This window comes from Actinomycetota bacterium, from assembly GCA_040905475.1.
GTDB lineage: Bacteria > Actinomycetota > AC-67 > AC-67 > AC-67 > DATFGK01.
The window spans coordinates 26,596-36,737 of record JBBDRM010000065.1; the positions used below are offsets into that span (position 1 = coordinate 26,596).

The following is a 10,142-nucleotide window of genomic DNA, read 5'->3' on the forward strand; positions in this document are numbered from 1 at the left end:
GGCGGGGAACGGCGTCCCCAAAACCTCCTTCCCGCCGGTCAGCGCGGCCCGCGCACGACCGACGTCGCTACAACGTCTTCTAGTGTCTGGATGAAGAGATCAGCACCCGTTTGAGCGCCTCGAACTCCTCCAAGCAGCGGCCCGAGCCGACCGCGACACAGGTCAGCGGCGAGTCGGTGATGTGGACCGGCATACCGGTCTCGTGCTTGAGCCGCTCATCCAAACCCTTCAGCAACGCACCTCCGCCACAGAGCACGATGCCACCGTCCATGATGTCGGAGGCGAGTTCCGGCGGAGTCTTGTCGAGCGTGTTCTTCACGGCGTCCACGATCTGATTCACCGGTTCCTCGATAGCCCGACGGATCTCCTCCGCGGCGACGATGATCGTCTTCGGCAGGCCGGTGACGAGATCTCGCCCTCTGATCTCGGCGTGCGGCTCGTCCGGCATCGGGAACGCGGACCCGATCGCCATCTTCATCTCCTCGGAGGTTCGCTCGCCGAGCAGCATCGAGTATTCCTTCTTGATGAACTGGATGATCGCCTCGTCGAGCTCGTCACCGCCGATCCGGATCGACATCGAGGTCACGATCCCGCCCAGCGAGATCACGGCCACCTCGGTGGTACCACCTCCGATGTCCACCACCATGTTGCCGGTCGGCTCGTGGATGGGGAGCCCCGCGCCGATCGCGGCCGCCATCGGCTCCTCGATGATGTACGCGTTCCGTGCTCCGGCAGCGATCGTAGCCTCCTCGACCGCTCGCTGCTCGACCCCGGTGATGCCGCTCGGCACACAGAGGACCACCCGCGGCTTGGCGAGCCAGCGGCGACGGTGCACCTTCTGGATGAAATAGCGCAGCATCTTCTCCGTGACGTCGAAATCGGCGATGACCCCGTCGCGGAGCGGGCGGACGGCCACGATGTGCGCCGGCGTCCGGCCGATCATGCGCTTGGCCTCGGTGCCGACGGCCAGGATCGCGCCCGTCTTGGTGTTGATCGCGACGACGGACGGTTCGTTGAGCACGATCCCCCGTCCGCGAACGTAGACGAGCGTGTTCGCGGTGCCGAGGTCGATCGCCATATCGCGACCGAGAAGTGTGAACGTATTCGCGCGCATAGCGAGTCCGGTTGTCGACAGCGATCCGTTCGCGACCGACCCGGCGACGGTCGGGCGCAATCCTATCATCGGGTCCGAGGTGGACAAAAAGCCTGCTCATGGACGAGACTGCCCCGTCCGCCCTACTGCTGAGGACGATGATGGCGTCGCAACGTCTCTCCGCCCGCCGGGCGCCCGGCGCCGTCGCGCTGGCGCTCATCGCGTTCGCCGTCGCTCTGGCGGCCGGATCTCCCGCCGATGCCGCCCACCGCGTCCGCGAAAAGCAGATAAACCTCGACATCGCCCGCCGGGTTCAGACGCGCCTCGCTGCGGCCGGGATCCCCGTCGTCATGACCCGCACCACCGACCGGACGATGTCGCTCGGGTCCCGGACGGCGATCGCCAACGCCCGCCGGGTGGACGTTTTCGTGTCGATCCACAACAACGCCTCGCGGAGCCGGTCGGCCGGAGGCAGCGAGGTCTACCACCAGATCCGCGGCGGGGCTTCCAAGGTGCTCGGCCTGGCGATCCGAAGGGAACTCGCGCAGAGCCCCGGCCTTCGCTCGACGCTGCACGCCCGGAAGGGCGATCACGGCGACTACTACTACGTGCTCCGTAACACCAAGATGCCGGCCGTGATCGTGGAGGGGGCCTACGTGTCGAACCCCCGCGAGGCGAGGCTGCTCGCGAAAGCGTCGTTCCGGCAGAAGCTCGCCGACGCGATCGCGAATGGGATCCTCGCGTACCAGCGGACGCTGACCGCCAAGCCGCTCCCCTCGATGATCACACCGACACGCGTGACGGTGGAGGCTCTGCCCTCCCCAACCGCGGTGGCGGGTGCAGCGGTCAACTCGCGGACCGTTTCGCTGTCGTGGGAGACGACGTCGCTCGCGACCGCGTACCACATCTATCGCGACGGAACGTTGATCGGAACGGTCGGCTCCGATCTGCTGAGCGCCGGACGCCTCGCGTTCACCGACGTGTGGGCCGCGCCGGGTCAGCTCTACAACTACGAGATCGCAGCAGCGAACCGCGTCACCGATGTGGCTCTCGAGTCGGCGCCCGCGCGGCTGTCCGTGCGAACGCCGCCGATCTTCGTCGCACTCGACCCCGGCCACGGCGGCAAGGACCCCGGCGCGATCGGCAGCTACTAGCTCCGATCTATCGCTCGCCGCGGATGCTCGACCAGCCGCCGGACGCGATGATGACGTGATCGAGGAACTCCAAGCCGAGAAGAGCCGCGCCGTCGGCGAGTCGCCGGGTGACCGCGCGATCCTCGGTCGAGGGGGTCGCTTCCCCGGACGGATGGTTGTGTGCCACCAAGACCGCGGCGACGCCCGGCTCTCGGAGCGCCGCTGCGAACACCTCGCGCGGCTCCATCGGCGCGTGCGCGATGCCGCCGATCCCAACCACCACCTCGCGCAGGAGCCGATGCTTGCGGTCGAGCAGCAACGCGACGCAACGCTCCTGCTCGAGGTGCGCCATCCGAGGACCGAGGAGCGCCGCGGCGTCGGCGGGTCGCATGATCTGCGGACGGTCGGCGGCCAGACGCTGCGCGGCCCGGCGGCCGAGCTCCAGAGCCGCCACGATCTCTGCCGCCGTCGCGGGTCCGATGCCGGGGATCGCGACCAGCTCGCTCGCGTGCATCCGGGGGATCGCGCCGAGCCCGCCGAGCGCGACGAGAACCCGCGAAGCGAACGCGAGCACGTCCTCGCGCGCGGTGCCGGTTCGTAGGAGCAACGCCAGGAGCTCGGCGTCGGAAAGCGCCGACGGGCCGAGCGCCGCCAGGCGTTCGCGGGGACGATCGGTCGGCGGACGTTCCGCGACCCGGACGGGCCGCGGACCCACGGTCACCCGAGGTCTGGGAAGAAGAGCCCGAGCTCGCGCTTGGCCGACTCCGGCGAGTCGGATCCGTGCACGATGTTCTCGGTCATCTCGATCGCGAGGTCGCCGCGGATCGTGCCGAGCGCGGCTTTCTTCGGATCGGTAGCGCCCATCAGCGTGCGCACGACCGGCACGGCCTCGTCCCCTTCGACGGCCATCGCGACCAGCGGCCCGCCGGTGATGAACGACACCAGGTCCTTGAAGAACGGCTTCTCACGATGCTCACCATAATGCTCGCCGGCCATGTCGGAATCCATCGTCAGCATCCGCATCGCGACGATCGAGAGACCTTTCGCTTCCAGGCGGCGGATCACCTCGCCGACCAACCGGCGGCGCACCCCATCGGGTTTCACAAGGACGAGCGTTCGCTCGGTGGCCATCAGGATCTCCTCCGTTTCGTTCGGAGCGCCTCGTCCGAGACGCGCACAGTATAGGGGCCGGCTAGTCGAGCCCGAGCACCATCGCTCGCGCCTCGGCCGCCACCGTGAACGACCCGGTGACGAGGATCAGATCGCCTTCCTCGGCCAGCTCGACGGCTTGGGCGACCGCCCCCTCGACGGTTGAGACGATCCGCAACTCCGCATCCAGTCGCGCCGCCTCTTTCGCGATCCGCTCCGCCGGCGCCGCGCGCGGCGAGGGTGCAGTCGTTACGATCACGACGTCGGCGATCGGAACGATCTCGTCGACCACGCCGGCCACGTCCTTGTCGTCGAGCATCCCGATCACAAGCAGGAGGCGGTCACACGCGAACGAATCCTGGACCGTGTTGGCGAGCTCGAGGGCGGCGGCGGGATTGTGCGCCCCGTCCACGATCAGCAACGGCCGGCGGCGAAGAACCTCGATGCGGCCCGGGGAGCGCATGCCCGCCAGCGCGCTGCGAACCAGCTCCTGCTCGAGCGGCCGGTCGCCGAGGAACGCCGAAACCGCGGCGAGCCCGAGAAGCACGTCGGTCGCCATCCGCTCCCCGTAGAGCGGAACGAACACCTGCTCGTAGGTGCCGCCGGCGATGCTGATGTCCAGCGCCTGTCCCCCGACGGCGTTGTCGCGGCCGTAGAGAGCGAAGTCGGTTCCGTCCACCCGCAGGATGGCGCCCATCTCGCGACAGCGCTCCTCGATGACCGCGCGCACGTCCGCCGAGCGCTCCCCGGTGACGCAGATCGCCGCCTGCTTGATGATCCCGGCCTTCTCGCGCGCGATCTCGACCGGCGTATTTCCGAGCTCGGGATGATCGAGCGACACCTCGGTGACGACCGCGACGCGGCCGTCGATCAGGTTCGTCGCATCCCACTCCCCTCCCATGCCGACCTCAAAGACGCCGACATCGACCGCCCGCTCGGCGAACCACTCTTGCGCCAGCATCGTGAGCGTTTCGAAGTAGGTGACCCGTTCGCCGAGCGCGTCGACCTGCGCGAGGAACGGCTCCAGGTACGTGTAGGTCTGCGCGAACTCTTCTTCGGAGATCGGCGCGCCGTCGAAGGTCATCCGCTCGCGCACGTCATGGAGGTGCGGTGAGGTGAACGTTCCAACCTTGAGGCCGGCGCCGCGCAGCAGCTCGGTCGCGACCCACGCCGTCGTCGTCTTGCCGTTGGTGCCGGTGATATGGATCGAGGGATACGTGCGCTGCGGATGATCGAGCAACTCCGACAGCGCGCGCATCCGATCGAGGTCGGGCACCATCCGCGTCGGGATGCGCTCGTCGAGCGCGCGGAGCGCTTCAGCGTAGTTCACGGCTCAGCCCTCGAGGTCACGCAGCGCTTCGCGGAGCCGCTCGGCGGATCGCTCCGTCTCGGCGAGCCGCTCGCGCTGCTGCTCGACGACTTCCTCCGGAGCCTTCGAAACGAACTCTCGGTTCTCGAGCTTGCGGCGCACACCTTCGGCGTCCTTCTCGAGGGTGGCGATCTCTTTGACGAGGCGAGCACGCTCGGCGTCGAGGTCGAGCAACCCTGCGAGCGGCACGTGGATCACGGCGCCGGGCACGACCAGGCGCGCGTGGGCTCCGCCGTGTCCGTTCGTCGAACCGACGGCGAACTCGCCCCAACCCGCAAGCGCGCGGACGCGATCGATCTCCGAATCCAGGATCGAGGCGAGCCCGGAGTCCTCGATCTCGGCGTGAGCGTCGGGTCGGGCGGAGTGCGGGATCGTGTGGTCGGCGCGGAACCGGCGAAGCGCGCTCACCACGCCCATCACGAACTCCATCTCGGTCTCGGCGTCGCGATCCTGCAGGCTCGGATCCGGCTGCGGCCAGGGCGCCGTCATGACGGTGGTCTCGCCGGTGAGCGCTCGGTACAGCTCCTCGGTGATGAACGGCATGAACGGATGCAGGAGCCTCAAGATGGTTTCGAGCACGTGCGCGAGCACGGCCCTGGTGGCGTCCTTGGCCTCCGATCCCCCGCCTTGCAGGGCTCCCTTCGACCACTCGACGTACCAGTCGGCGAACTCGCTCCAGGTGAATTGCCGGAGCAACTGCGCCGCCTTGGCGAGGTCGTACCCCTCCATCGCCTCGTCCGCGGCGGCCACGGTGGCGTCGAGCCGTGAGAGGATCCACCGGTCGGCCCGGCTCCAGTACATGTCCGTCGCGCGCAACGCTCGCGCTTCCGGCGCACCTGTGCCGGCGAGGTTCATCAGCACGAACCGCGAGATGTTCCACAGCTTGTTCGCGAAGTTGCGGTCACCCTCGATCCATTTCTCCGCCACCGGCACGTCCGAGCCGAGCGTCGCCGAGCGCAGCAGTGTCATCCGGAGCGCGTCGGCGCCGTAGCGGTCGATCAATTCGAGGGGGTCCATGGTGTTGCCCGACGACTTCGACATCTTCTTGCCGCGGAAGTCCCGCACCATCCCGTGGATGTGGACGTCGCGGAACGGAACCTCGCCCATGAACCGGATGCCCATCATCATCATGCGGGAAACCCAGAACGTGATGATGTCGTAGCCGGTCACGAGCACCGAGGTTGGATAGTACGTCTTGAGATCCTCGGTCTCGTCGGGCCAGCCGAGCGTGGAGAACGGCCACAGCGCGCTCGAGAACCACGTGTCGAGAACGTCGGGATCCTGCGTGAGCTCCGCCGAGTCGCATCGCCTGCAGACGTTCGGGTCGTCGAGCGCCGCGAACTCATGGCCGTTCGCACACGTGTACACGGGGATGCGGTGTCCCCACCACAGCTGGCGCGAGATGCACCAGTCCCTGAGATTCTCCATCCACACGAGGTAGTTCCGTTCGTAGCGCTTGGGCACGAATCGCGTGCGGCCGTCACGCACGGCTTCGATCGCCGGCGTCGCCAGTGGCTCCACGCGCACGAACCATTGCTCCGAAAGCCACGGCTCGACCTCGGTCTTGCAACGCTGGCAGTGCCCCACGGCATGCACGTACGGACGCTCTTCCTTCTCGATCGCGCCGAGCGCGCGGAGCTCCTCGAGGACGGCCCGTCGCGCTGCGTAACGATCCATCCCCTCGAATCTCCCGCCGTTCGCGTTGATCGTCACGTCGGAGTTGAGGATGTTGATCGGTGGGAGACCGGTGCGCTGAGCGATCTCGAAGTCGGTCGCATCGTGTGCGGGCGTGACCTTCACCGCGCCCGAGCCGAACGCCGGGTCGACCGCCGCATCCGCGACGATCGGAAGCTCACGATCGAGGATCGGAAGGACGGCGGTCTTCCCGACCAGGTGCTTGTACCGGCCGTCGGCCGGACTCACCGCTACTCCGGTGTCCCCCAGCATCGTCTCGACCCGGGTCGTCGCCACCGTGATGTGCCCGCTGCGGTCCGAGAGCGGATAGTTGATGTGGATGAGTTCGCCTTCGACGTCCTCGTGCTCGACCTCGATGTCGGAGAGAGCGGTCTGGCAACGCGGGCACCAATTGATGATCCTGTTCCCTCGATAGATCAGGCCCTCGTCGTAGAGGTCGACGAACACTTTCCGGACCGCTCGCGAGAGGTTGGGGTCCATCGTGAAACGCTCGCACGACCAGTCCACCGACTCACCGAGCCGGCGCATCTGCTTGGTGATCGTGCCGCCGGACTCTTCCCGCCAGCACCACACCCGCCGGACGAACTCCTCACGGCCGAGGTCGTGCCGCGTCTTCCCCTCCTTGGCGAGCTCGCGTTCGACCACGTTCTGGGTCGCGATCCCGGCGTGGTCGGTGCCGGGAAGCCACAGGACGCGGTAGCCCTGCATCCGTTTGCGGCGCACGATGGCGTCCTGGATCGAGTGGTCGAGCGCGTGACCCATGTGGAGGATCCCGGTGACGTTCGGCGGCGGCAGCACGATCGAGAACGGCTCGCCGTCGCCGGCCGGCGCGAACAGCCCCGAGCGCTCCCACTCGTCGTAGATGCGCTCTTCGACGCTGTGCGGGTCGTACGCCTTCGGTAGCTCTTGGCTCACCAATGCCCCCTGGAAACGGAAACGGGACCCTCGTAGGGTCCCGGAAGGCTAACAGGCGCGGTCGCCTACGCCCTCCGGGGCGGGACGACTACTACTACGAGCGCCATAGCGAACCGAGTCTAGCATCGAGGAGAACCATGCGGGGGCCGGTTGAGGAGCAGCGTGCGAAGCATGAGCGATCCCCCATACCTTCTCGATGCGAGCGCGCCAGCCTCGCGTTTGACGCTCGGTCCGCCGTCGGCGACATTTCGGGCATGGATGTTCCCCGGACGAGGTTCGCGAGGAGCGGCGATTACCACATCGCCTACCAAGTCTTCGGCGACGGTCCGATGGACCTCCTCGTGTGCGGCTCATGGCAGTCGAACGTCGAGGGCCGGTGGGAGGTCCCCCGGATGGCGAAATTCCTCCGCCGGCTGGGGTCCTTCGCGCGGGTCATAACCTTCGATAAGCGCGGTGTCGGTCTCTCCGACCCGGTTCCCCTGCACAACCTCCCGTCGCTCGAGGATTGGATGGACGACGTTCGAGCGGTCCTGGACGACCTCGGATCGAAACGAACGGCCATCTACGGGGTAGCCGACGGCGGCGTGATGGCGATGCTGTTCGCCGCGACGTACCCGGAGCGAACCGCGGCGCTCTTGTTGGAGCATTGCTACGCCAAGGTTCAGCAGGCGCCGGACTACCCGTGGGGCGTGCCGGCATCCCTGCTCGAACAGACCCCCGAGCTGATCCGCCGCTTGTGGATCAACGGCCAGATGTTGAGCCTCGTCGCTCCGGGCCTTGCGCAAGACGAGGTTTTGCGCGAGGAATTCGCGCGCTATTGCCGCTCGAGCGCCAGTCCGGGCGCGGCGGCGGCGATGGTCGACATGCTCCGCCACGTCGACATCCGATATGTGCTCCCGTCGATCAGCGTGCCGACGCTCGTCATGCACGAGCGCGATGCGCACTTCTACAAGGTCGAGTTCGGTCGCTACCTCGCGGAGAACATCCCCCGCGCTCGGTACGTCGAGCTGCCCGGCGCCGACGTTTCCTGGTTCGGCGACCAGGAGGCGATCCTCGCCGAGATGGAGGAATTCATGACCGGCGTCCGCCCTGCCCCCAGCCACGACCGGGTGCTCGCCACCGTGATGTTCACCGACATCGTCGAATCCACGCGGCTCGCGGCCGAATGGGGCGACGCCAGGTGGCGGAACTTCCTCGAGCGGCATCGCGACCTATCCCGGCGCCAGCTCGGCATCCACCGCGGACGCGAGGTGCAGATGCTCGGCGACGGCCTCTTCGCCACGTTCGACGGGCCTGCACGCGCGATCCGGTGCGCGTCGGCGATCCAAGAGGGCTCCCGTTCGCTGGGGATCGACGTGCGCTCGGGACTGCACACCGGAGAGTGCGAGCTGATGGGGGAAGACGTCGGCGGGATCGCGGTGCACATCGGCGCGCGGGTGGTCTCACTGGCCGAGCCCGGCGAGGTGCTCGTGTCGAGCACGGTGAAGGATCTGGTCGTGGGGTCGGGGCTCAACTTCGACGACCGCGGTGAACACTCGCTGAAGGGCGTGCCCGGCGAGTGGCGATTGTTCGCGGTTCGGAACTGAGGGCCGTCTAGGCCGAGCGTTCGCGGCGGACCTTCGTCGGCGCCGGGGCATCCTCGCCGGCCTTGAGAACCAGCGTCGGCACCGTCCGCGACAGGACCGTCTCGCGCGTGATCATGCACTTCGAGACGTCCTTGCGCGACGGAAGCTCATACATCACGCCGAGGAGCACCTCTTCCATGATCGCCCGAAGCCCGCGCGCGCCGGTCCCCCGCTTCATCGCTTCGTCCGAGATCGCCATGAGCGCTTCCTCTTCGAACTCGAGCGCCACGCCGTCGAACTCGAAGAACTTGCGGTACTGCTTGGACAGCGCGTTCTTCGGCTCGGTCAGGATGCGCACGAGCGCATCGGTGTCGAGGTTATGCACGAACGACACGACCGGGAGCCGTCCGACGAACTCGGGGATCAGCCCGAACTTCAGCAGATCCTCGGGCATCACGTGCGAGAGGATCTCGCCGAGGGCCTTCTCGTCGGCGCGGCGGATATCGGCGCCGAACCCGACGCCCTTGCGGCCGATCCGGTCCTCGATCAGCTTCTCGAGCCCCGCGAACGCTCCGCCGCAGATGAACAGGATGTTGGTCGTGTCGATCTGGATGAACTCCTGGTGCGGGTGCTTGCGGCCGCCCTGCGGGGGCACGCTCGCGGTCGTGCCCTCGAGGATCTTGAGCAATGCCTGCTGCACGCCCTCGCCCGAAACGTCGCGGGTTATCGACGGGTTCTCGGACTTGCGCGCGATCTTGTCGACCTCGTCGATGTAGATGATGCCGGTCTCGGCCTTCTTGACGTCGTAGTCGGCCGCCTGGATCAGCTTCAGGAGGATGTTCTCGACGTCTTCACCGACGTAGCCGGCCTCGGTCAGCGCCGTGGCATCGGCGATCGCGAACGGAACGTTGAGCATGCGCGCCAACGTCTGCGCGAGCAGGGTCTTGCCGCAGCCGGTCGGGCCGAGCAGCAGGATGTTGGACTTCTGCAGCTCGACCTCGGACTCGTGGTACGCCCCGACCTGGATCCGCTTGTAGTGGTTGTAGACGGCGACCGAGAGGATCTTCTTCGCCATCTCCTGACCGATCACGTAGTCGTTCAGGAAGTCGTAGATGTCCTTGGGCTTCGGAAGCTCTTCGAGCTTGAGCTCGGTCGTTTCCGAAAGCTCTTCTTCGATGATCTCGTTGCAGAGGTCGATGCACTCGTCGCAGATGTAGACGCCG

The 10,142-nt window shown here is 67.2% G+C and carries 8 protein-coding genes; 2 read left to right on the forward strand and 6 right to left on the reverse strand.

All coding sequences use genetic code 11. The annotated features are described in order from the left end of the window. Positions 1-79: 79 nt before the first annotated feature. Positions 80-1,114, reverse strand: coding sequence for a rod shape-determining protein (locus tag WEB06_06175; GenBank protein MEX2555202.1), 1,035 nt, complete (start codon positions 1,112-1,114; stop codon positions 80-82). 140 nt (positions 1,115-1,254) lie between these two features. Here WEB06_06175 and WEB06_06180 point away from each other — a divergent pair, with 140 nt between their 5' ends. After that, positions 1,255-2,247, forward strand: coding sequence for an N-acetylmuramoyl-L-alanine amidase (locus WEB06_06180; GenBank protein ID MEX2555203.1), 993 nt, complete (start codon positions 1,255-1,257; stop codon positions 2,245-2,247). Between the two features lie 7 nt (positions 2,248-2,254). Here WEB06_06180 and radC read toward each other — a convergent pair whose 3' ends face one another. From radC to WEB06_06200, 4 genes are all read right to left on the reverse strand, one after another. Continuing rightward, positions 2,255-2,947 (reverse strand): DNA repair protein RadC, encoded by a 693-nt coding sequence (radC, locus tag WEB06_06185; GenBank protein MEX2555204.1) that lies wholly within the window; start codon positions 2,945-2,947, stop codon positions 2,255-2,257. After that, entirely contained in the window at positions 2,944-3,357 is a 414-nt protein-coding gene (gene ndk / locus WEB06_06190; GenBank protein MEX2555205.1) for a nucleoside-diphosphate kinase, read from the reverse strand. The genes radC and ndk overlap by 4 nt, the downstream gene beginning before the upstream one ends. Positions 3,358-3,418: 61 nt before the next feature. Then, positions 3,419-4,705 carry a folylpolyglutamate synthase/dihydrofolate synthase family protein gene (locus tag WEB06_06195; GenBank protein ID MEX2555206.1) on the reverse strand — a complete coding sequence of 429 codons (1,287 nt, stop codon included), beginning with the start codon at positions 4,703-4,705 and terminating at the stop codon, positions 3,419-3,421. Between the two features lie 3 nt (positions 4,706-4,708). Beyond that, a complete protein-coding gene (locus WEB06_06200) occupies positions 4,709-7,357 on the reverse strand; it encodes a valine--tRNA ligase (protein MEX2555207.1) in 2,649 nt (882 codons plus the stop codon). A 251-nt stretch (positions 7,358-7,608) separates the two neighbouring features. Between WEB06_06200 and WEB06_06205 the strand changes: the two genes are divergently transcribed. After that, on the forward strand, positions 7,609-8,940 hold the full coding sequence (locus tag WEB06_06205) for an adenylate/guanylate cyclase domain-containing protein (GenBank protein ID MEX2555208.1): 1,332 nt from the start codon (positions 7,609-7,611) through the stop codon (positions 8,938-8,940). Between the two features lie 7 nt (positions 8,941-8,947). Here WEB06_06205 and clpX read toward each other — a convergent pair. Then, a partial coding sequence (clpX, locus tag WEB06_06210) for an ATP-dependent Clp protease ATP-binding subunit ClpX (GenBank protein MEX2555209.1) occupies positions 8,948-10,142 on the reverse strand: 1,195 nt, incomplete at its 5' end.

What these genes read in the sequence shown, in the direction of transcription:
- WEB06_06205 (MEX2555208.1), top strand. Translation starts at nt 7,609, where the DNA reads ATGGATGTTCCCCGGACGAGGTTCGCGAGGAGCGGCGATTACCACATC.
- ndk (MEX2555205.1), bottom strand. Translation starts at nt 3,357, where the DNA reads ATGGCCACCGAGCGAACGCTCGTCCTTGTGAAACCCGATGGGGTGCGC.
- WEB06_06175 (MEX2555202.1), bottom strand. Translation starts at nt 1,114, where the DNA reads ATGCGCGCGAATACGTTCACACTTCTCGGTCGCGATATGGCGATCGAC.
- WEB06_06180 (MEX2555203.1), top strand. Translation starts at nt 1,255, where the DNA reads ATGGCGTCGCAACGTCTCTCCGCCCGCCGGGCGCCCGGCGCCGTCGCG.